Origin of the sequence: Henriciella mobilis (assembly GCF_003576315.1) — a bacterium.
In the GTDB taxonomy this organism is placed as follows: Bacteria; Pseudomonadota; Alphaproteobacteria; order Caulobacterales; family Hyphomonadaceae; genus Henriciella; species Henriciella mobilis.
This window is the reverse complement of record NZ_QWFZ01000032.1, coordinates 1-21325: the sequence shown is the minus strand read 5'-3', so window position 1 is coordinate 21325 and position 21325 is coordinate 1. Positions and strand designations below refer to the sequence as shown.

General features: G+C 57.9%; 22 protein-coding genes. 8 read left to right on the top strand and 14 right to left on the bottom strand.

Annotation, left to right across the window (positions count from 1 at the left end; translation table 11 throughout):
* Positions 1-30: 30 nt before the first annotated feature.
* On the bottom strand, positions 31-699 hold the full coding sequence (locus D1227_RS14300; RefSeq protein WP_045656392.1) for a class I SAM-dependent methyltransferase: 669 nt from the start codon (positions 697-699) through the stop codon (positions 31-33).
* Between the two features lie 310 nt (positions 700-1009).
* Here D1227_RS14300 and D1227_RS14295 point away from each other — a divergent pair, with 310 nt between their 5' ends.
* The 8 genes from D1227_RS14295 (at position 1010) to D1227_RS14260 (ending at position 8905) form a co-directional block, all read left to right on the top strand.
* Positions 1010-2257, top strand: a complete 1248-nt coding sequence (locus D1227_RS14295) for an alginate export family protein (RefSeq protein ID WP_045656391.1) — start codon at positions 1010-1012, stop codon at positions 2255-2257.
* A 16-nt stretch (positions 2258-2273) separates the two neighbouring features.
* Positions 2274-3719, top strand: a complete 1446-nt coding sequence (locus tag D1227_RS14290) for a YfcC family protein (RefSeq protein WP_119377437.1) — start codon at positions 2274-2276, stop codon at positions 3717-3719.
* 66 nt (positions 3720-3785) lie between these two features.
* Positions 3786-5015 (top strand): arginine deiminase, encoded by a 1230-nt coding sequence (locus D1227_RS14285; RefSeq protein WP_045656389.1) that lies wholly within the window; start codon positions 3786-3788, stop codon positions 5013-5015.
* 41 nt (positions 5016-5056) lie between these two features.
* Positions 5057-6058 carry an ornithine carbamoyltransferase gene (gene argF, locus D1227_RS14280; RefSeq protein WP_045656388.1) on the top strand — a complete coding sequence of 334 codons (1002 nt, stop codon included), beginning with the start codon at positions 5057-5059 and terminating at the stop codon, positions 6056-6058.
* A gap of 3 nt (positions 6059-6061) precedes the next feature.
* Positions 6062-6997, top strand: coding sequence for a carbamate kinase (arcC, locus tag D1227_RS14275; protein WP_045656387.1), 936 nt, complete (start codon positions 6062-6064; stop codon positions 6995-6997).
* Positions 6994-7821 (top strand): AlbA family DNA-binding domain-containing protein, encoded by an 828-nt coding sequence (locus D1227_RS14270; protein WP_147372879.1) that lies wholly within the window; start codon positions 6994-6996, stop codon positions 7819-7821. Before arcC ends, D1227_RS14270 begins: the two co-directional genes overlap by 4 nt.
* 5 nt (positions 7822-7826) lie before the next feature.
* Positions 7827-8324 carry an acyl-CoA thioesterase gene (locus D1227_RS14265; protein WP_119377434.1) on the top strand — a complete coding sequence of 166 codons (498 nt, stop codon included), beginning with the start codon at positions 7827-7829 and terminating at the stop codon, positions 8322-8324.
* A gap of 359 nt (positions 8325-8683) precedes the next feature.
* Positions 8684-8905 (top strand): hypothetical protein, encoded by a 222-nt coding sequence (locus tag D1227_RS14260; RefSeq protein ID WP_119377433.1) that lies wholly within the window; start codon positions 8684-8686, stop codon positions 8903-8905.
* Between the two features lie 183 nt (positions 8906-9088).
* On the opposite strand, the gene D1227_RS14255 is transcribed toward D1227_RS14260, so the two are convergent.
* The 13 genes from D1227_RS14255 to D1227_RS20215 all read right to left on the bottom strand — a co-directional run.
* Complete coding sequence (locus D1227_RS14255; RefSeq protein ID WP_119405111.1) at positions 9089-9778, bottom strand: DUF6629 family protein; 690 nt, start codon at positions 9776-9778, stop codon at positions 9089-9091.
* 31 nt (positions 9779-9809) lie between these two features.
* Positions 9810-10916, bottom strand: coding sequence for an ABC transporter permease (locus tag D1227_RS14250; RefSeq protein WP_119405110.1), 1107 nt, complete (start codon positions 10914-10916; stop codon positions 9810-9812).
* Between the two features lie 4 nt (positions 10917-10920).
* Complete coding sequence (locus D1227_RS14245; protein WP_119405109.1) at positions 10921-12063, bottom strand: ABC transporter permease; 1143 nt, start codon at positions 12061-12063, stop codon at positions 10921-10923.
* Positions 12060-13793: an ATP-binding cassette domain-containing protein gene (locus D1227_RS14240; RefSeq protein ID WP_233349728.1), complete on the bottom strand. Its 1734-nt coding sequence runs from the start codon at positions 13791-13793 to the stop codon at positions 12060-12062. The genes D1227_RS14245 and D1227_RS14240 overlap by 4 nt, the downstream gene beginning before the upstream one ends.
* A 2-nt stretch (positions 13794-13795) precedes the next feature.
* On the bottom strand, positions 13796-14797 hold the full coding sequence (locus tag D1227_RS14235) for an HlyD family efflux transporter periplasmic adaptor subunit (RefSeq protein ID WP_158586661.1): 1002 nt from the start codon (positions 14795-14797) through the stop codon (positions 13796-13798).
* 109 nt (positions 14798-14906) lie between these two features.
* Positions 14907-15335, bottom strand: coding sequence for a potassium channel family protein (locus D1227_RS14230; RefSeq protein WP_119405106.1), 429 nt, complete (start codon positions 15333-15335; stop codon positions 14907-14909).
* On the bottom strand, positions 15332-15760 hold the full coding sequence (locus D1227_RS14225; protein WP_233349730.1) for a hypothetical protein: 429 nt from the start codon (positions 15758-15760) through the stop codon (positions 15332-15334). The genes D1227_RS14230 and D1227_RS14225 overlap by 4 nt, the downstream gene beginning before the upstream one ends.
* A gap of 21 nt (positions 15761-15781) precedes the next feature.
* Entirely contained in the window at positions 15782-17113 is a 1332-nt protein-coding gene (locus tag D1227_RS14220; protein ID WP_119405105.1) for an APC family permease, read from the bottom strand.
* Positions 17110-17607, bottom strand: a complete 498-nt coding sequence (locus D1227_RS14215; protein ID WP_034742898.1) for a DUF411 domain-containing protein — start codon at positions 17605-17607, stop codon at positions 17110-17112. The genes D1227_RS14220 and D1227_RS14215 overlap by 4 nt, the downstream gene beginning before the upstream one ends.
* Positions 17608-17624: 17 nt before the next feature.
* Positions 17625-19883: a copper-transporting P-type ATPase gene (locus D1227_RS14210; RefSeq protein WP_119405104.1), complete on the bottom strand. Its 2259-nt coding sequence runs from the start codon at positions 19881-19883 to the stop codon at positions 17625-17627.
* An 86-nt stretch (positions 19884-19969) separates the two neighbouring features.
* A complete protein-coding gene (locus tag D1227_RS14205) occupies positions 19970-20221 on the bottom strand; it encodes a DUF5676 family membrane protein (RefSeq protein WP_084396990.1) in 252 nt (83 codons plus the stop codon).
* Positions 20222-20397: 176 nt separating this feature from the next.
* Entirely contained in the window at positions 20398-21123 is a 726-nt protein-coding gene (locus D1227_RS14200; RefSeq protein WP_119404568.1) for a helix-turn-helix domain-containing protein, read from the bottom strand.
* A partial coding sequence (locus D1227_RS20215; RefSeq protein WP_233352896.1) for a hypothetical protein occupies positions 21120-21325 on the bottom strand: 206 nt, incomplete at its 5' end. The genes D1227_RS20215 and D1227_RS14200, both read right to left, overlap by 4 nt.

Below are 21325 nucleotides of genomic sequence, written 5' to 3'. Positions count from 1 at the left end.
GTCGCGGCGCCAAACCGCCTGGCAGTGAGCCTAGGGTTTGGTGCCCGAATAGATGGAGATCGATCCGGTCGGCGTGAGCGTGACGCTCTGCTCTTTGGCATGCGTAAATCCCGCACCCCGCATGAATTCGGGCAGCCGGCCGTCCTTGTTGGCTCTGGTGTCGGCATAGCCATCGGTCAGGCGGACCAGGTTGAAAGCAAGCTTCATCGGTATTGAGCGCTGCCGACCGTAATCAGCGATCAGCAACTCGCCACCGGGTTTGAGGAGGCGAAAAGCGTTTGCGAGGATACTTGTTTTAACAGAGACCGGGCACTGGTGGAGCACGAGGCTGATCAGAATCTTGTCCGCGCTTCCCGGCCGGACAATGTGGTCAATCTTTTTGTCGCCCATCGCGGTTACGAATTCGATAGCGGCTCCAGCTCTTACCGCTTTCGCTTCGGCGATCGTTCGTATGTCGGGGTCCGGATCAATTGCGATCATGCGAATGCCAGGCTGCGTTGTTTTGATCAGACACGCCATGCTCGCAGTGCCCGCGCCGATATCGATGATTGTCTCTCCGCCTCTGGGGGCCAAAGCGACGAGCAGCCTGGCTCGCCATGTTTTCTCACGGGTCAGGAGAGCAATGGCGCGATCATAAAGTTCTATCGAACCATGAGGGCCGAGTGCGGGCGTGTAGTTAGGAGCTGGTAACTTGGTCATCACCCGACCCTAGAGCGGAGCAAACCCGCCAGTATTGAATGTTTCAACTGTATTGAAAAACGGCGGCTGTGTAAGTTCCCGGTGTAATGAGTGAGGGAAGGTGGCGTCCATGCCGTATCACCATAAAGGCTGATCGCTCCCATTTGCGGCAGGCTTGGTCCCATGCGCATTGGAGACACCGATGATGAGAAACCTCAAGGCCGACACGTATACGCCTCACTCACACGTGCGTGCGCATTGTCCCCGGGGCCCTGCCTGCAGAACAGCGCTTCTGTCAATTATTGGACTCGGCGTTGCGGCCCTTCCAGCCATGGCCCAGATCAATCTCTACGACAGTGACGTTGTCGCCATTGATGTTGGTCTCGACGCAGCCACAGTCGTTTTTGCGCAAAGCAATCCCTGGTTTGGAGAGCCCGAAGCGAACATCGGTGTCGATACAAGCACATGGGCGGAGTTCGCAGTTGAGCCGCAACTGTACCTGACATTGAAAAATGTATTTGGGGGGGAATTGTCAGCCGGCCTGTCTGCTGTCGGGACGAAGACATACGGCGAGAGCGCAGAAGGTTTCGCCGCCGGGATCAGCGACCCCGGCAAGGCGACGCTCGAAAAGCTCTATGTCGGCTGGAAGGCAGAACTTGGCGAAGATGATTTCTTCGAGGTCATCGGCGGCGATTTTGACTATGAAATTGGTACCGGCTTCCTGATCAAGGATGGTGGCCGTGATGGCGGCGACCGAGGCGGCTTCTACCTGGGTGCCCGTTCGGCGTCGCGCAGCAGCGGCCTCGTTCGCCTGAAGCAAGGAGATCTGCTGCTGGAAGGGTTCTGGCTTGGCAACAATCCGGGCCGGGCCGGTATCAAGGCGCATGTCGGCGGGGTCAATGCCGAGTATGACATCTCCGAGCGCGCCTCAATTGGCGCAACCTATGTCGAAGTTGCCCATTTTGATGACCCGGTCACCGCAAACACAGCCGAGGAACTGAAAACCTACGATGTGCGCGCCGCGATTGACGTCTCTGACCGGTTAACATTTTCTGGCGAGTACGCCCTGCAGGAAGGGGCCGGTTTCTATGAGGGCCAAGGCGGCTACCTTCAAGGCCGCTACAAGCTCGATAGCTTGCCGTTTGAGCCGACAATCACCTATCGCTACGCCGTCGTCACAGGCGATGATCCGTCGACGCCGCAAAATGAAGAATTCGTACCGCTCGCCTACGGCTTCACCGATTACGGCCAATGGTATCAGGGTGAGATCACGGGCAACTGGATTTTCGGGAACTCCAACCAGAAAACCCATATGGTCAAAGGCTCTGCCACGCTGACTGACACCGTGTCGCTGACCGCTTCCTGGCTCAATTTCACTCTGGATGAACCTGGCCAGATCGGTGTGGACGATGAGGCGTTCGGAGACGAAGTCGATATCTTCCTCGACTGGCAGGCGACCGATCGCTTGTTCCTGTCGGCGGCAGCCGCTGTGATGGTGCCGGGCGACGGCGCCAAACAATTTACGGGCGGTGATGAGACCTGGTCTCACTTCATGCTCTACGCATCCGTCGCATTCTAGGAGAGGGGCTGAAAACATGTCAGACTCAATTGAAACGGACGATGCACAGGCCCCATCGAAGGGCTTCAAGTTTCCAACTGCCTATACAATCCTGTTCGCGCTCATTGCCCTCGTTGCGTTGGGGACATGGATTGTACCGGCAGGGCAATATCAGCGAGCGGAGAATGCGGAACTGGGCCGTGAGGTACCGATTCCAGGGACATACGAAACCGTTGATGCCAACCCGCAAGGGATTGTCGATGTATTTCTCGCACCGATTGGCGGGTTCTATAACCCGGACAGCAATCAAGCGCAGGCTATCGATGTCGCGCTGTTCGTGATCATCATCGGTGGATTTCTCGGCGTTGTGACCCGGACAGGCGCCATCGATCATGCAATCGAACGCTGCATGTCGGCCTTGAGGGGGCGAGAGATCTGGATGATCCCGATCCTTATGGCCTTCTTTGCTGTTGGCGGCACGACCTATGGCATGGCCGAAGAATCGCTCGCCTTTTATGGGCTCCTGATACCGGTCATGCTGGCCGCCCGGTTTGATGCCGTCGTCGCCGTTGCCGTTATCCTGCTCGGGGCGGGGATCGGCGTCCTCGGTTCGACGATAAACCCGTTCGCCACGGTTATCGCTTCAAACGCGGCTGGCATCGCGTTTACGGACGGGCTGACCCTGCGGGTTTTCATTCTGGTAACAGGCTGGGCGATCTGTTCGGCCTACGTGATGCGCTACGCCGTCAAGGTGAGAGCAGATCCCTCCAAATCGATCATCGCCGACAAGAAAAACGAAATCGCTGCCCGCTTCAAGAGCGACGGCCATGATCCGGACGCGCCGCTCTCACGATCACAAATCCTGACCCTGATCATTTTCGCTGCGACCTTCGCCATCATGATATGGGGCGTATCTTCGCAAGGCTGGTGGATGGACAAGATGTCGGCCCTGTTCATCGCTGCATCTATCCTTGTCGGGGTCGCCTCCTGGATGGGTGAAGAGGGCTTTATCGACGCCTTCATGGCGGGCGCGAAAGACCTTCTCGGCGTGGCGCTCATAATCGGCATTGCACGCGGAATCGTGGTGATCATGGACGCAGGCAAGATGACGGACACGATCCTGCATGCGGGCGAAGGCGCCTTGAGCGGGCTCGGGCCCATCGGGTTCATCAACACCATGTTCGGGATAGAGCTTGGATTGTCCTTCCTGGTACCATCGTCCTCGGGTCTTGCCGTCTTGAGCATGCCAATCATGGCACCGCTTGCCGATTTCTCGGACGTTGACCGCTCGCTTGTGGTGACCGCCTATCAGTCGGCGAACGGGCTGGTGAACCTCATCAACCCGACCTTTGCGGTCGTCATGGGAGCACTCGCGATTGGCGGTGTGCCCTACCAGCGCTGGCTCCGGTTCATGTGGCCGCTCCTGCTCGGGCTGGTCGTCCTGGTTATGGGGTCTCTGACGATCGCAACCCTGATCAACTGAGCGGGCACAGTCTTCAACGCCGCATACTGAACCGCAATTCAACGTGTTTTTGAAAGGACCTCTCCAATGACAGGCTTCGGTGTACATTCTGAAATCGGCAAGCTGCGCAAAGTCATTACCTGTCAGCCAGGGCTCGCGCACTCACGGCTAACGCCCGCAAACGCCGATGCGTTGCTCTACGATGATGTTCTCTGGGTGCAGGAAGCCAGAACCGATCATGCCGACTTTCGCATGAAAATGGCCAATCGCGGGGTTGAAGTCTACGAATTTCATGACCTCTTGAGTGAGATTGTCGCGATGCCTGAGGCCCGCAACTGGATCCTCGACCGGCGGGTGACCGACGACCAGGTCGGCGTCGGCATGCCGGAGGAGTTGCGCGCCTGGCTGAGCGAACTTCCCCCCTATCAACTGGCGGTGTTTCTGATAGGCGGAATTGCCGTTCATGACCTGCCGTTTAAGGCCACTGACATGTTCGGCAGCTATCTGGGTCCGGACGGATTTGTCATACCGCCACTGCCAAACACGCAGTTCCCGCGCGACAATAGTTGCTGGATCGGCAACGGCCTGACATTGAACCCGATGTTCTGGCCCGCGCGGCGGCCCGAAACGCTGCTCGTCGCCGCTGTCTACAAATTTCACCCGGCATTTGCACACGGTGATTTCAAAGTCTGGTGGGGCGATCCGGATACCGATCACGGCCCCGCGACGCTGGAGGGCGGCGACGTCATGCCATGGGGCAACGGCACTGTCCTTATCGGGATGGGCGAACGCACCAGCCCGCAGGCGGTTGGACAAGTGGCGCGCGCCTTGTTTAAAAACGGGGCCGCGACCCGTGTCATCGCCTGTCAGATGCCGCGCGCACGCAGCGCGATGCACCTGGACACGGTCTTTTCCCATTGTGACCGGGATGTCGCGACGGCTTTTGTCGAGGTTTGCGACCAGATCCAATGCTATACATTGCAACCCTGCGACAAGCCCGACCACGTATGCGTCACAAAGGAGAGCCGTCACCTTTTTGTGATAGCGGCTGAGGCGCTTGGGCTCAAAAAGCTGAACATCGTTCAAACGGGCGGCGACGCCTACAATCAGGAGCGCGAGCAATGGGACGACGGCAACAATGTCGTCGCCCTCGAACCGGGGGTCGTTGTCGCGTACGACCGCAACACATCGACCAACACGCTCCTGCGCAAAGCCGGTATCGAAGTGATCACGATCCGTGGATCCGAACTCGGGCGAGGCCGCGGCGGCGGCCATTGCATGACCTGCCCGGTCTGGCGCGATCCGGTCGATTTTTAAGTGCCCGTTTGGCACCCGTATATTCATGATGAGGACGTATAATGGCCTATAATCTTCAAGGACGCAGTTTCCTGAAACTGCTGGATTTCGACCAGCGCGCAATGCGCTATCTTCTCGATCTGTCGCGTGATCTGAAACGCGCGAAATATTCCGGCATCGAACACCAAAGCCTGAAAGGCAAGAATATCTGCCTGATCTTCGAGAAGGCCTCGACGCGTACGATGTGTGCGTTCGAAGTTGCGGCCATGGATCAGGGAGCAGGCTTTACCTATCTCGGGCCGTCCGGCTCGCATATCGGTCACAAGGAATCAATGAAGGACACGGCTCGGGTCCTTGGGCGAATGTACGATGCGATCGAATATCGCGGGTTTGGGCAGGGAAAGGTCGAAGAACTTGCCGCCTATGCGGGCGTGCCCGTATTCAACGGTCTGACGGATGAATGGCACCCGACCCAGATGCTGGCGGACCTGATGACGATGCACGAACATGCCGACAAGCCGCTCCGCGACATATCCTACGCCTTTGTCGGCGATGCCCATAGCAATGTGGGTCATTCCCTCATGATCGCCGGGTGTCTGATGGGTATGGATGTCCGCATCGCTTCGCCCGGGAGCCTCTGGCCAAGCGACGACTATTTGCAGCCTGCCAAAGAGCTGGCAGCCCGGTATGGAGCCCGGCTGACGATCACCGAAGACCCGGTCGAAGCCGTCAAGGACTGTGACTTCATCAATACTGATGTCTGGGTGTCGATGGGCGAGCCAGCCGAGGTCTGGGAAGAACGGATCAAATTGCTCAGGCCTTATCAGGTCAATGCCGATTTGATGGCGGCAACAGGCAAGCCGACAACCAAATTCATGCATTGCCTGCCGGCATTCCACAATGCAGAAACCGACGTCGGCCGGGACATGCTGGAGAAATTCGGGATATCCGAAATGGAAGTTACTGACGCGGTCTTTGAATCGCCCGCGGGAATCCAGTTCGAACAGGCCGAGAACCGGCTGCACACGATCAAGGCCATTCTTGTGGCCACGATCGGCGGTTGATCCATGCGTATACTGGTTGCCCTTGGCGGAAACGCCCTTTTGAAACGCGGTGAAGCGCTGACGGTCGAAAACCAGCGCGCCAATGTAAAAATTGCAGCAAGCGCGCTTGCCCCCCTGGCTCGGAATCACGAACTGATTGTTACGCATGGCAATGGGCCCCAGGTCGGATTGCTGGCACTGCAAGGGGCGGCCTACAAGCCAGACGAAGCCTTCCCTTTGGATGTTCTCGGCGCCGAGACCGAGGGCATGATCGGGTACGTGATCGAGCGCGAGCTTCGAAACTGCCTGCAAGGGGACAAAGAGATCGCGACACTGCTCACCATGATCGAGGTCGATACGCTTGATCCGGCGTTTGACGCGCCGAGCAAATTTGTCGGACCGGTTTATTCCCGGGCTGATGCAGAACGTCTTGCGGCCGAAAAAAAATGGCAGATCAAAGCGGATGGTCAGGATTGGCGCCGGGTTGTTGCGTCGCCCAAACCTCAGAAAATTCTTGAACTGGATCCAATCAAATGGATGCTCGACCGCGGCGTAATTGTTATCTGCGCCGGTGGAGGGGGGATTCCGACAATCCGGGGAGAAGATGGTCGGCTCAAGGGAGTTGAAGCCGTCATCGACAAGGATTTTGCCAGCGCGTTGCTGGCCCGCGAACTTGAAGTGGATCTCTTCATCATGGCGACCGATGTCGATGCGGTCTATGTCGACTGGGGGCAACCCTCACAGCGGCGCATTATAGAAGCGGGGCCTGATGCTCTGGACACGTATGAGTTCCCGGCAGGATCAATGGGCCCAAAAGTCAGAGCTGCCTGCGCGTTTGTGCGCCATAGCGGCGCAAAAGCAGCGATCGGTGCATTGAAGGATATCGAGGCGATTGTTGCAGGTGCGGCTGGCACCCTCATCATCAACTCGGTTCGCGGCCTGAGAGAGGAATCAGTTTGACACGCCGTCTTGCTCTTGGACGCTCAGGAATCGGACTTTACCGTCCTGTACGGCATTTTCTTCTTTATGCCGCCATGGGCGCGATCATAGGGGTCATTGTTCTTCACCCCATCATTACGCTCGTCTTGTGGATGGAGTATGGCGCTCTGTTTTCACCCGAATATTCTGACTTTGGCCGATTTGCCTGGGAGCGGGTGAGTGGCGCGCCAGTTTACCATCTCATGGCTATGAATGGCATTTTCGCTGCACTCGGCGCGGCAATCGGAATGGTCTTTGCCGTTCTGACACGTGCACTCTCTGTTCAGTTGCGTAAAGCTGAGGGACTCCTTGAGGATCTCCAAACGGCATTGCCAAGTGTCATTGCCGGAGGTGAGAACGAATTCACCGAGTTCAAATCCACTTTGCGGTGGGATATCAATGAATCGAGGACCAATAGAAGTCTTGAGCAAGTCATTGCCAAGACAATCGCTGGATTGATGAACCATGAAGGCGGTCGTCTCCTAATCGGCGTGACAGATGCAGGCGAGCTGACCGGAATTGAACAGGATCTTAAAACGCTTCGGCAGCCGTCAGTTGATGAATTTGAGCGCGCCTTGACGGGGATCGTAAAGACGTATCTGGGGGGTGTCGCTTGCACGCTGATCAGGTGCCGGTTCCTGAAGATCGACGACATGACAATATGCTGGGTGCTCGTAGAGCGCGCCGCAGAACCAGTCTTTCTCGTCTTGTCGGATACCTCGAAATATTATGTCCGCACCGGAAATTCGACGCGCGAATTGAACGCCGCGGAAGCACATGATCATATTCAGCGAAGAGGGAGGTAGAAGTCATGCCTGTCGATCAGCAGAGCGGCCTCCTGTTTTCCGACGCATTCACATCTCGCTTGACTGTCGCTGCGTCAGACATTGATGCGTTCAGCCATGTGAACAATGCAGTTTATCTGAAATGGATGAATGACTGCGCCATGGAACATTCAGCGTCGGTTGGACTGCCCGCTGAAGCGTGCGTCGATCTGGACCGAGGTATGGCGGTTCGGGAAACTAGGCTGGTTTATCAGCGGCCTGCGCGACTTGGCGACGGGGTCATCATCGCAAACTGGATAACGTTCAATGATGGCAGATTGCGAGCCAATCGGTACTTCCAGGTCGTGCGGGCAGATGATCATCAAACACTGATTCTGGGCGCATCCAAATATGTCTGTATCGCGCTTTCCACCGGCAAGCCCGCCCGTATGCCCGATGTGTTCGCGCTGGCATATCAGGTTGAACCGGGATTGCAGCGGCGCCTCGTTGCGGATGCGAGCCTGCGCACTGAGCTGATCATATAAGAGAGCATGTCCCGTATCCGGATTGTCAGCGACTATCGGAACCTGCACGGCGTCGTTCGGCGACGACTGTACTTTGGTGACCCGTTCAATGGCGGTGAAGTGAGCGTGCAAGTCCATGTAAGCCACTGCCAGCTGTGATGCGGCAACCCTTTTGGGGGTAGAATTCGCCCTTCCGCCAGGGTTCGTCTATACGCTCACAGATGCAAAATTCCAGCGGCGTTTCGAGCGCGACTATGTACCGTGGGATTATGTCGCCGCTGGGGACAAGTTACCCTATGTGTCCGACAAACAGCTGACATGGAACGCAGGTGTCGAGACCAATCGCTGGGGTAGGGATCTGTCGGCAAACTATGTGTCCGATGCACGGGCGCGCCGGGCAGGGCGCAATCGAGGCGGCGCAACTCATCGAGGCGCGTTGGGTGGCGGATGCTGCAATATGGAGTGACCTGACGGATCGCATCCGCGTGCGGGTAAAGGCCGAGAAACTTTTTGACGACGTGTATGTTGCCTCAATAGACCCGGCCGGTCTTCGCCCGGGAAAGCCGTTTGAGTTCCTGATGGGCGTTGAGCTATCCTTCTGAGGGGGGCTCAGAAGGCGCCGGTCTTCACCCACTCTAAAAAAGCGATGCACCTATTTCCTGCATTTTGCGACACGGGCCGACACTGCGGACGCCAAACGCGGCTCGAAACGACTGCTCACGCGTGTCAGGCGGGCGGTGTCAATGCCGGCAATGGCGAATGGGTCGAGTGCCATCACTTCTGGCTCACGCAGGTGTTGTTTGAGGTCGTGTGCCGTGTTTCGAACCGTCACCCCGGTACATCATCCAGACCAGATAGGATGACATGACCGCCCCGCCGAAACAGAAGACCGAAACATAGGCGTATGCGAAGAACGTATAGGTTGTGATGAGAACGCCAAACGCGAGAAAACCGAAGATACGCACGCCGCGTACCGATGATAGTAAAAGTGGCAGGATCACAACTGACACATAGATCGCATAGGTAATCTCTCGGCGTCCGACAAAATCGAGGAGTTCGGTGCCTTCATAGACGATTACATGCGACAGGAAGCGGGTATTGAGCCAGCCCTCGTGCGCAAAATAGGGAATGTATTGCAGTGCGCCCAACATCGCGCCGGCTATTACGAAGACGAGGAAATAGGGTTTACGCCGGGCCGGTTCGAGGGCGAAGGTCGAGACCGGAATCCAGACCGGCCAGGCCAACCAGGAAAAAAACATGTATAGGAGAGAGGCACTTGCGATCAGTTCGGTGTTCTGGCTGGACCCGGCGACCCAGACCACGCCTTCGGCCAATTGTTGAATTCCAAACAACAGCGGCAGGGTTGCCAGGGGCAGATAGCGCCGGTCGCCCCGCCAGGCTTGCCGAATGCTGAGCATACCAGCTGGAATAAGCCCGGCGGCGGCGATGAAACTGACTTCTGCTGACAGACACATATGATTTTCTCCCGGATTGCCTATTTGTTGTTCAGGACATGCGCCTGCGAAATAGCCAGGCACCTGCAGTGAGCGTTACGACCGCGATCACCGCCATGGGCCAGGTGTGATGGATGAAGAGTTCGGCAGGCGCGTCCTTCATGTAGACGGCCTTGCTGATCACGATGAAATGCATGATCGGATTGGTCTCGCTCAAAACCTGCAGCCAATCAGGCATGTTCGCGACCGGAGTTGCATAGCCCGACAGCAAAACAGCCGGCATCATATAGATGAAGAGACCAATGATCGCTTGTTGCTGTGTCGCCGCCAGGGACGAAATGAACAGACCGATCCCAATGATCGCCGCCAGATAGACGACCATGCTGGCATAGAGGAGGATCAATGATCCGCGTAGCGGGACATCCAGCACCAGCCAGCCCAGGATCAGCATCGCAGTTGCGCTGGCCAGTCCGATCAGAAGTGCAGGAACCGCTTTTCCGATGAGGATTTCCGTCGGTCGCAATGGAGAAACCAGCAGCTGCTCGAATGTGCCAAGCTCGCGTTCACGCGCAATCGACAGCGCCGAGACCATGAACCCGACAATGGCTGTCAGCACGGCGAACAATGCCGGTACCGCAGACCAAAGCGGGTCGAGATTGGGATTGTACCAGACCCGGGTTACCAACTTTGTAAGCGGCGGAATGCCGAGTGCTGCAGCCGTCTCCTCATTGAAATTCTGCACGATCCGGCCTGAATACCCGGCCAGAATCTGCGCGGCATTGGAGGCTCGCCCGTCCAGGATCAACTGAACAGTCGCGTGTTCGCCGCGTTCCAGGGTCCGAGAAAAGTCGGGCCCGATTCGTAGCACCAGATCAACGGATCGCGCGTCGATAGCCGCCGGGATTTCTGAGTCGCTGCGCAGATAGATGATATCTTCGAAAATTGGAGACCCCTCGAACCTGCTGATCAGTGCACGCGCCTCAGCGCCGCGATCCTGCGTGTACACGCCCAAATTCACGCTGGAGATTTCCTGGGTAATTGCGAAGGCATAGATCACCAGAAGGAAAGGCGGAGAGAAGAGAACGACCCACCGGGTTTGGGGATCTCGTGCGCTGGCGAGAAGTTCCTTGATGATGAGAGACAGGATACGCAGAAACATGTTCCTACTCCAGCCGTGTGCGCGTGGTCAGCGCAGTAAGTCCGAAGACAATCAGGGCAAAGAGTCCAAGCCCGGCCAGATCCGCCAGGATAACATTCCAGACATCGCCCGCGAGAAACTCGGTTTGCAATGTAGAAACATAATAGCGGGCAGGAACCGCGTAACTGATGAGCCTCAGGGCCAGCGGCATACTATCAATTTCAAACACGAAATTGGAGAAATAGAAGGCAGGCAGGAAGGCGGTCAGAACCGATGCCTGCGCCGCGACCAACTGGTTTCGGGTGAGGGTTGATATGAGCAAACCCTGACCGAGCGAGCACAGCATGAACAAGGACGAAGACAGGATGAGGACGCCGAGAGACCCGCGGAACGGCACGCCAAACAACCAAACAGCGGTGATGACCGCAAGGGCCATAGAGCCCATCCCAAGCAGATAATAGGGCACCAGTTTTCCGATCAGCAATTCGAAAATCCCAACCGGTGTCGCGAGCAGGGCTTCCATCGTACCGCGTTCCCATTCGCGTGCGACGACCAGTGCCGTAAGCAGAGCGCCAATTGTCGTCAAAATGATCGCAACCGATCCCGGCACAAGATAGTTGCGGCTCGAGATTTCCGGATTGAACCAGACTTGCGGCTGAAGCTGCACGCTCGGCGGCAGGGCCGGGCGTCCCCGCCTGATCCATTCCTGTTCCAGCCAGTTACCCCATAAGAGCTCAACATAGCCGCTGACGAGATAGGCGGTATTCGGATCGCTCCCGTCAACGATGACCTGGACGGGTGCGCTGTCCGCGCGAAACGCCTTCGCAGAAAAATCGGCAGGCAGGACGATCAAACCACCAATCTTGCCAAGCGACAGATCTCTCTCAAACAGGCGTCGATCGGGTCCGACCTCGACCTCGAACAAGGTCGAGTTTTCAAGAGCCGCCTGAAAACTCGCTGTCTCGGATGATTGCTGCTCCACCACAAGCGCGACGTCGAGTTCGCGTGGATCGAAGGTCACGCCATATCCAAACAGGAATAGAAGCAAAAGCGGCATCACGCCCGCGATCAGAACCGAACTTGGATCGCGCAGAACCTGGCGCGACTCCTTGGTGATCAAACCCGTCAGGCGCCGCCATTTGTGCGAGAAAGGCGCGTGCGGTGTCATGCCGCTTCGCGCTCCCGATCGCTTTGTTCGACAAGCGCGATAAAGGCATCCTCTAGCGTGGGGTCTTCCAGACCATGGGCGCGGGCGCTCTCCTTCAGATCGTCCGGCGACCCGGATGCGATCATCCGGCTACGATAGATGAGAGCGATGCGATCGCAATACTCGGCCTCGTCAAGAAAGTGCGTCGTCACCATAATGGTCACACCATTGGCAACCATAGCATTGATATGGGTCCAGAACTCGCGGCGTGTGCGAGGATCGACGCCAGATGTCGGTTCATCAAGAAACAGGACGTCGGGGTCGTGCATCACCGCGCAGGCAAGCGCCAGACGTTGCTTATAGCCAAGCGGCAGGCTGAGCGCATTCACGATCAGCTTATCGGATAGTCCAAACGTATCGATCATACGTTCGATCGCCGCCTTGCGGACCTGGCCGCGCAAGCCATAAACACCGGCGAAGAAGTCCAGATTCTGGCGCACGCTCAAATCGCCATAGAGCGAGAATTTCTGGGCCATATAGCCAATCCGCCCGCGCGCTTTGCTGGGCGCGTTTTGAAGGTCGAGACCGACAACGCGAGCAGAGCCAGCGCTTGGCCGAAGCAGCCCGCACAGCATTTTGAATGTCGTCGACTTGCCAGCGCCGTTCGGTCCGATCAGGCCGAAAATCTCGCCGCGCCCGACGTCAAAACTTATATCGTCTGCGGCGATGAAGTCTCCGAACCGGCGGGTCAGCGCGTTCGCCTCGACCACTTTATCAACCGTGTGGGTGGCCGCGTCCTGACGGTCGGCAAAGGGCGAGTTGGCTTTGAAACCGCCTCCGATCAAATCCATGAAGGCGTCTTCGAAGCGCGGCGGTGTGAGTGCCATTTCCGACTGATCGCCAGCATCCAGCAGGTCCAGGGACGGCGGTTCAGCGCCCTCAGCCAGGACCAGTCGGACGCGGCTGCCCTGAATGACGCCATCGATCACGCCGTCAAGCTTTGTCGCTTCGCTCAGAACCTTTCGCCGATCGGTGCTGATATGACGGATCTGGTAGGTTCGTCCCGCGACGCGGTCGGTCAGATCTTGCGGCGAGCCTGCATAAAGCAATGAGCCCTCATTCAGGAGCAATACGCGCGCGCACCGTTCAGCTTCATCGAGATAGGCGGTGCTCCAGACAACCCCGATACCCTGGTCGACAAGGTCATAGACCATGCGCCATAGCTCGCGCCGCGAGATTGGATCGACTCCGACGCTCGGTTCATCCAGCAGGAGCAGATCGGGTGTCTTGATCAGTGCGCAAGCCAGGCCGAGTTTTTGTTTCATGCCTCCGGACAGCGCCCCGGCCAGTCGTTTTTTGAAGTCCGTGAGGCCGGTAAAGCGCAGAAGACGTTCGAAGGCGTCATCGCGGTCCGCGCCTGTAACCGAGCGCAGATCGGCATACAGAGTCAGGTTCTCCTGGACGCTGAGATCCTCGTAAAGACCAAACCGCTGCGGCATGTACGACACGATCCGGTGGACGGCGCGGGCATCGCTGACGGGATCAAGGCCTTGAACGGTGATTTTGCCCGTATTGGGAACCAGCAAGCCTGCGATCAGTCGCAGGAGCGTTGTCTTGCCGGCGCCGTCCGGGCCAACAAGGCCGGTCACTTCGCCAGCGCTGACGCTGGCTGTTACGTCGTCGAGCGCGGCCAGGTTGCCCTGGGCAAAACGCTTGGTGAGTTGATCAATCTGGACGAGCGGACCGGGCACGCTCAACGAGTCCTGTCCGGGCTGAGCAATACGGTAACCGGCATGCCCTGTTTGAGACGGTTTTCGGGGTCCTCAGCAATAATACGCACGCGGTAGACGAGGCTTGTGCGCAATGACCGCGTCTCGACTGTTTTGGGCGTGAACTCGGCAACGGGTGAGATGTAACCGATCTGGCCGTGATAGACGTGCCCGGAATCTGTGCGGATTTCTGCGTCCATCCCGGCCTGGATCAGATCAAGATCGGGTTCTTCAATATAGGCGCGCACCCAGACCGGCGAGGTCAGGGTCAGGGTGTAGATTGTTTCTCCCGCGCCTATGATCGAACCTGGTTCACGGACGCGGGTCAGGATGACCCCGTCATTGGGCGCGGTTAGCACCGTGTCGGCAACGCGTTGCTCAGCGAGTGCGAACGCCGCCTGTTCAGCCGCCAGGACCGAGCGCGCCTGATCAATGTCTTCCGCACGCGGTCCGATCCGGGCGAGTTCGAGGCCTTCTGAGGCAGCATCGCGCTGGGCGACCGCGCCGCCGCGGCGCGCCTCCGCCTCCTCATGCGCCTGATGAGAGGCGATGTCGCGTTCAGCGAGGTAGGTTTGCCGGGAAAGAGTCGTTTCAGCCACTTTCAGCGCCGCTTCAGCCTCAGCCAGCAGCGCTTCAGCTTGTGCGATTTCCTGGGGCCGCGCGCCAGCGAGCAGCACATTGAGCGCTGCTTGTGATCTTGCGACGCGCGCCTGGGCCAATTTCACTTCATTATCATAGTCAACCGGTTCAAGCGCCGCGATCACGTCACCCGCGGCGACCTGGTCGCCCTCCTCAACCTTCATCTCTGCAAGCCGGCCCGGGATTTTGAACCCAAGATTGACCTGGCGCACATCGACATTGCCGAAGACTTCAATATGACCCTGCTCTTCGTGGGGGTCCTGAAGCTGTGTCCAGCCGAGGATCGCCGCCGCAAGGAAGACAATGACGATAGCAATCAGGCCATAGCGCTTGAAATGGCGAGTCATTCGCGTCCCTTTCCCCCAATAATACGTATGGCTGCGGTTATTCCCTGAATGACGCACAGTGGGGCGGAGCATTTCAGGTTCAGGTGTATGGAAAGGTGGGGCGAACGGTTCATGGTGATTTGGCCTTGTCCCCATCCCTGATGAACAGGAACAGCATGGCTGCCGAGCAGCTGATCAGCAGGAATCCGTTCAGTGCCTCGACGCCTGCAATCAGGCGCAAATGTCCGGTTGGGACGATATCGCCGAGGCCGAGCGAGGTGTAGCTGACCAATGAGAAGTAAAAGACATCCATCGCGGTCGCCGGGGTTTCGCCGCGCAGATCGCCAATGCCCAACGCGCGGCCTGCACCATATGCGAGGGCGTAGAGACTGACCGCTCCTATATGCGCGATACCAGACACGCAGAGCGCGATAACGAGTTTGCACCCGCGATGATAGGTCGCCGCACCAAGGTGCCGGATCGCGCTTGAGACCATCACGTAATGCAAAGCGCCTGACAGCACGAAGGTGAAACTGGTGATGAGAATAGCCAGGATCATGCTGCGCGCCTCGTCATGCGCCGCGCCAGCCAGAGTGTTACTAAGGGTACCATGATCCACATCAAGAGTGGGACAATGCCAATAGTCGTACCGGGGATGACCGGCATGGCTTCGCTATAGCGCCAGCCCCAGGATGCACTGACCACGACCTGTTCGACCAGCGCAGTCGCAGTCAAACCGGCGCCCACATAGATCAGGAGCGGCATGGGGTTCGAGACGCCCGGCGACCCAACCCGCGCCGCAAGACCGTAAGCGAGCGCCATCAGACCGGCGTCCGCGATAGACGCGACGGCGCAGGTCATGGTCATCTGCCGGTGGCTAAGGTGATCCATTGCATAGAAAGGCATCTGCAAAGCCTCCCAGACAAAGGCAGTGAGGAAGCCGAAAATCACAATCCAGATTATGGGGCGATCGAGCAGGCGCATCAGTTATGTGTCCCTGGCAAGTCACGAATGTGAGTGCGCATGATCGGGCGCCTCCTTGCCGCGGATCCGGCCCAGGTAGAGGGCTTCGAAGGCAAAGATTGCCGCCATGGAGCCCAGTGCGATCACAACGATCATCGGGTCAGCACTGGCCTTGATGAAGAGGAATGCGCCAAGCGCGATTAAGTCGAACAGAATGGCGGCGATCAGGACCCAGGCGCGGGCACCGACATCCTCGCGCAAATACCGCACTACACCGTAATGGATGATGATATCCATGACCAGATAGTAGATCGCGCCGAGTGAGGCGATCCGGCCAAGATCGAAGAAGGCGGCCAGAAAGGCAGCGAGCACGACGGTGTAGACGAGCGTATGCGTCTGGATGCCGCCGGGCATGCCAAAATGCTTGTGCGGGATCAGGTTCATATTCGTCAGCATGGCGAGCATACGTGAGACGGCGAACACGCTGGCCAGAAGTCCGGACGCTGTGGCTATGATCGCGATGATCACGGTGAACGCCACGCCACGATCGCCAAAGGCCGGGCGCGAGGCTTCGGCCAATGAAAAGTCCTTGGCTGCAACAATCTCGTCCAGCGTCAGCGAAGAGCCGACGGCCAGTGCCACAGCCATATAAACGACGAGGCAGATGGCCAGCGACCAGATGATCGCCCGGCCGACATTCTTGTTGGGGTTCTGGACCTCGTCGCCGCTATTCGTGATCGTCGTGAAGCCTTTAAAGGCCAGGATTGCAAGCGCGACACCGGCCAGGAAACCGGCGGGTCCGGTCTGCTCAGTGGTCGCAGAGGATGCCGCTTCGAAGGAGAGGCCTGACGCCCAGAGCGCTGCGCCAGCAAAGACCAGTATCCCGCCGACTTTGAGCACGGCCGCGACTTTGGACACGCCGCCGATTATCTTGTTGCCGGATATGTTGATCACAAAAGCAAAGACGATTAACCCGACTGCAAGCACCGGCACCAGAACGCTGTCTTTAGCGACATCGAAGAGCTGCAATGTGTAGGCCCCAAAGGTACGCGCGACGAGGCTTTCATTGATAATCATGGACATGGTCATCAGGAGCGCGCTGGCGGCGGCAATCGTGGTTGGCCCGTACGCCTTCTGCAAGATCATCGCGATGCCGCCTGCCGACGGGTATTTGTTCGACATCTTGATATAGGTGTAGGCGCTGAACCCGCTGATGAAGGCTGCAATCAGAAACGCAAGCGGGAAGCCGGGACCGGAAAATTGCGCAACCTGGCCGGTGAGGGCAAAGATACCAGCGCCAATCATCACGCCTGTGCCCATCGCGACAGTGCCAGCGAGGCTTAGCGAACCTTTCTTATAGGTTTCGGACGTCATTGGTCCGCTGCCTGCTCGGCTGGGAAACGGCCAACATAGCTGGCAAATACGCTTTGCGCCTCACCATCGAACAGGATCACATCATAGGCGTCAGGCGAATTTGGTGTTTCCATCCCCGGCGAGCCCATCGGCATGCCAGGCACAGATAGTCCCGCTCCGGCGGGACGTTCTTTCAGCAGCCTTCGGATGTCCGCGGCCGGGACATGGCCTTCAATCGCATACCCATCAATCTCGGCGGTGTGGCAGGATGCAAGTTGGTCGGGCACGCCAAGCGAGGCCCGCACGGGAGCCAGGTCCTCGCGTTCGATGACGCGGACGTCCAGGCCGTCGCGCTGAAGATGTTTGACCCAGGCTGTGCAACACCCGCACCAGGGCGTCTTGTAGACGGTAATGGTCTGCGCATTCGCCGGGCCGGCGGTTCCGCTCATAACGGCAAATCCAGCCACGATGGCGAAGACTGCCGCCCCCAGGGATCCAAGAATCCATTTCGACATGAGAGTCTCCTTTCAAATTACAGTTTTACGGATCGCAATCGAAGCGCATTGGCGATGACCGAGAATGAGCTGAGGCTCATCGCGGCGGCGGCGATAATTGGACTGAGAAGCAGTCCAAAGAACGGATAGAGGACGCCGGCAGCAACCGGCACGCCGAGCGAATTATAGATAAAGGCAAAGAACAGGTTTTCGCGAATATTGCCCATCGTCGCGCGGCTCAGCCGCTGCGCGCGGGCGACACCGCGAAGATCGCCTTTGACCAGGGTGACACTGGCGCTCTCCATGGCCACATCTGTACCGGTTCCCATGGCTATTCCGATATCCGCTTGAGCAAGGGCAGGCGCGTCATTGATGCCGTCGCCGCACATGGCGACGACCGCACCTTTCGATTGGAGTTCGCGCACGATCCGGTTTTTGTCTTCTGGTGACACATCGGCCTCTACCTCATCAATGCCGATTTGGCGTGCAACCGCTTGTGCTGTTGCCAGGCTGTCGCCTGTCAGCATGACGACTTTCATGCCAGCCTTGTGCAAGGCGGCTATGGCTTCAGGGGTCGTTTCTTTGATTGGATCGGCGACACCAATCAGGCCCGCCGGTTTGCCGTCCAGAGCGGCGAACATCACCGTCTGGCCGTCGCGGCGATAGGTTTCAGCATGGGCTTTCAGTGTTTCGTCAAAAGCACCGACCCGGCGCATCATCTTGGCGTTGCCGATGGCGAAAAGCTTTCCATCGACCCGGCCCTGCGCGCCTTCTCCGGTGACTGATTCAAAATCGGTCGACTTCAGGCGCGCTGCGCCGCGCTCTTCGGCCCCGTTGACGATGGCTTGCGCAAGAGGGTGCTCGCTCCCGCGTTCAATCGCGGCAGCGTAAGCCAGGAAGTCTGCTTCTGCGAGACCACTCGCAGGCTCGACTGTCACAAGTTTGGGGTGGCCCTCTGTCAAAGTGCCGGTCTTATCGACGACGATCGTGTCGACTTTTTCAAACGTCTCGAGCGCTTCAGCATTTTTGATCAGAATGCCGCTCTGTGCGCCCTTTCCTGTGGCGACCATAATTGACATCGGCGTTGCAAGGCCAAGCGCGCAGGGACACGCAATAATTAACACAGCCACGGCGTTGACGATCGCAAAAGCCATGGCCGGGTGAGGCCCAAAAATCGCCCAGACGATGAAAGTGATAATCGCGATCACGACGACGGCCGGGACAAACAGGCCGGCCACTGTGTCGGCGAGCTTCTGGATGGGCGCGCGTGAGCGCTGAGCTTCGGCGACCATGCGTACGATTTGCGATAGCATTGTATCTTCGCCGACGCGCGTCGCGGCCATGACGAGTGATCCGGTGCCGTTAACTGTACCGCCGGTAATCGGATCCCCTGCTGCTTTCTCGACTGGAATAGGTTCTCCAGTGATCATGGACTCGTCGACATTCGAACGCCCTTCAACAACTTCGCCGTCGACAGGTACTTTTTCGCCTGGCCGGACCCGTAGCCGGTCACCGCTCTGGACATCGTCGACGGAAACCTCTTCTTCCTGTCCGTCCGCCACGATTCGGTTTGCTGTCGGCGGGGTGAGTTCCAGGAGCGCGCGGATTGCTCCCGATGTTGCGCTTCGGGCTCGCAGCTCAAGAACCTGCCCGAGCAATACGAGCGTCGTGATCACCGCGGCCGCTTCATAATATACAGCGACTTCGCCAGCCTCATTGCGAAATGCGTGCGGAAAGATGCCTGGCAAAGCTGTTGCAACAAGCGAGAAGACAAAAGCAACGCCTACGCCGAGAGAGATAAGGGTGAACATGTTGAGGTTCATCGTCCGTACCGACCGAACACCACGGACGAAGAATGGCCATCCGCCCCAGAGGACGACAGGAGCCGCCAGCACGAATTGAGCCCATTGGGACCAACCGGCGGGCAAAAGCCCTTCGAGGGGTTTGCCGGAGATCAGGTCACCCATGGCGTAAATGGCAAGCGGGATGGTGAAGATGGCGCTGATCCAGAATCTACGGGTCATATCGTCGAGTTCTGAAGTGTCTTCTTCGCCTACGACAACACCTTCTGGCTCCAGCGCCATGCCGCAGATAGGGCACCCGGAGTTTCGGACGTCGCGAACGTTTGGATGCATCGGGCATGTATAGACCGTGCCTGTGTAGCCCTGCGGGACGAGATCATATTTGCCGTCCGCGCCGGCATCGGCGTCTCCGCCACCATGGCAACAATCATGATCATCCCCGTGGTGGTGATCATGATGTCCATGCTCGTGATGTTTATGATCGGTATTGGTCATATCCGCCCCTCCGGGGTTTGGCTTCAGTGTCACTCTTAAAGGTCAACGCCCGGGTTGGGCGGCTGATCTTTAATGGAGTTCTTGCATTAGGCTTTTTGGCGATTGAACAGCCGGTAGAGCGGTACGAAGACAAGCGCGATATACCAGCCGTAAACGTAGGACTCGATGAGGCCGAGGAAGAAGCTTGAAACCGAAATGAATTCAAATCCGGGTAGGAGCTCTTCCCACGCACCGTGCATGTGGAGACTAGGCGGTGCGACCAACCCCCATGCGATACAGAGCGTAAACGTGATGGCGAGAAAAATGGATAGGGCGTGCCCAGTGGGGATGAGGCGCATGGTGTTTTCCTTCTCTTTGGTTGTTGCCGCCACATAATTCGTGCGACAGCGATGCGTTGCTTCGAAAATGAGTTAATACCCATAGGGGGTATTGGTTACTCCGTATATATACTTAGGGCCCGCATCGTTGTCTTGAGCAAGACAAGCGCGCCGACCAATCCGCGTTGGGTGAGGGATCAGCTGAGATCATCGACGGACACCTCCAAACCCGACAGGCCAATTTTTGGGGTCACCCCGAACCATTGTTGCAGTCGGCGAGTGAAATGCGCCTGGTCAGCAAAACCGCCCGCGGCCGCTGCATCAGCGAGACTGGACGACGCCTCCATTGCCTTAGCGGCGCCGAGCAATTGCAACCATTGCAATAGGTTGCTGGGCGGAACACCGAAGTCCGCCTTGACGATCTCTCGCAGCCGAGTTGGAGACAGCGCGAGCTCGCGCGCCAGAGCGGCGGGATTGGCGAGTGCGCGAACGTTGCCAAGGGCTTTTTGTAGGCGTGAATCTATGGCCGAACCAGGCAACCGGCCCGCGAACCTTTTCGCCCAATCGCGCGCCTGATTAGTGTCGGTGATGTGCTCCAGAGCGGCTGATAGATCATCCGAAAGGCAGGCAGGCTGATTGCATTGCTGATCGTTTCGAATTCCGGAAAAGCGCGGGTCAATATAGATCGAGCGCGTCAGGCGTCCCTCAGGACCGATGGAATGGGTCTGCCCAGTAGGGATGTGAATAGCCTTGCCGGTCGGGGCTACTATCTCTGAGTTTGTCGTCACCACGACTGCGCCATCCAGCCCGAGTATGGCCTGATGTGCCAAATGAGCATGTGCCGTGTTCTTGCCAAGGCGAGCGTCGAGCGCGGCCCAGCCGACCCCGATGGCCAACGCGCCAGACCAGGGCGCCGCGCTCATTTCAATCTCCCCTGAGTGTCAGGCTCGGTTGCTTTAAGAAAAGCGTAGATCGCTGTTTCGCATTGACCGCACGCGGTCCCGAGCCTGTTCGGGCTGTTGCTCGTCGTTTCCAGCGAGGCTCTTTCAAGGCCTCTGAAAATACCTGCCATCGCTCGTAGTGCCCTGAGGAGATTTTCTCGGCGGTGTTCGATCGACTTCGCAA

Coding starts and splice junctions, on each gene's coding strand:
- D1227_RS14300 (WP_045656392.1), bottom strand. CDS start 699: ATGACCAAGTTACCAGCTCCTAACTACACGCCCGCACTCGGCCCTCAT.
- D1227_RS14295 (WP_045656391.1), top strand. CDS start 1,010: ATGGCCCAGATCAATCTCTACGACAGTGACGTTGTCGCCATTGATGTT.
- D1227_RS14290 (WP_119377437.1), top strand. CDS start 2,274: ATGTCAGACTCAATTGAAACGGACGATGCACAGGCCCCATCGAAGGGC.
- D1227_RS14285 (WP_045656389.1), top strand. CDS start 3,786: ATGACAGGCTTCGGTGTACATTCTGAAATCGGCAAGCTGCGCAAAGTC.
- argF (WP_045656388.1), top strand. CDS start 5,057: ATGGCCTATAATCTTCAAGGACGCAGTTTCCTGAAACTGCTGGATTTC.
- arcC (WP_045656387.1), top strand. CDS start 6,062: ATGCGTATACTGGTTGCCCTTGGCGGAAACGCCCTTTTGAAACGCGGT.
- D1227_RS14265 (WP_119377434.1), top strand. CDS start 7,827: ATGCCTGTCGATCAGCAGAGCGGCCTCCTGTTTTCCGACGCATTCACA.
- D1227_RS14260 (WP_119377433.1), top strand. CDS start 8,684: ATGCACGGGCGCGCCGGGCAGGGCGCAATCGAGGCGGCGCAACTCATC.
- D1227_RS14255 (WP_119405111.1), bottom strand. CDS start 9,778: ATGTGTCTGTCAGCAGAAGTCAGTTTCATCGCCGCCGCCGGGCTTATT.
- D1227_RS14250 (WP_119405110.1), bottom strand. CDS start 10,916: ATGTTTCTGCGTATCCTGTCTCTCATCATCAAGGAACTTCTCGCCAGC.
- D1227_RS14245 (WP_119405109.1), bottom strand. CDS start 12,063: ATGACACCGCACGCGCCTTTCTCGCACAAATGGCGGCGCCTGACGGGT.
- D1227_RS14235 (WP_158586661.1), bottom strand. CDS start 14,797: ATGACTCGCCATTTCAAGCGCTATGGCCTGATTGCTATCGTCATTGTC.
- D1227_RS14230 (WP_119405106.1), bottom strand. CDS start 15,335: ATGATCCTGGCTATTCTCATCACCAGTTTCACCTTCGTGCTGTCAGGC.
- D1227_RS14225 (WP_233349730.1), bottom strand. CDS start 15,760: ATGCGCCTGCTCGATCGCCCCATAATCTGGATTGTGATTTTCGGCTTC.
- D1227_RS14220 (WP_119405105.1), bottom strand. CDS start 17,113: ATGACGTCCGAAACCTATAAGAAAGGTTCGCTAAGCCTCGCTGGCACT.
- D1227_RS14215 (WP_034742898.1), bottom strand. CDS start 17,607: ATGTCGAAATGGATTCTTGGATCCCTGGGGGCGGCAGTCTTCGCCATC.
- D1227_RS14210 (WP_119405104.1), bottom strand. CDS start 19,883: ATGACCAATACCGATCATAAACATCACGAGCATGGACATCATGATCAC.
- D1227_RS14205 (WP_084396990.1), bottom strand. CDS start 20,221: ATGCGCCTCATCCCCACTGGGCACGCCCTATCCATTTTTCTCGCCATC.
- D1227_RS14200 (WP_119404568.1), bottom strand. CDS start 21,123: ATGAGCGCGGCGCCCTGGTCTGGCGCGTTGGCCATCGGGGTCGGCTGG.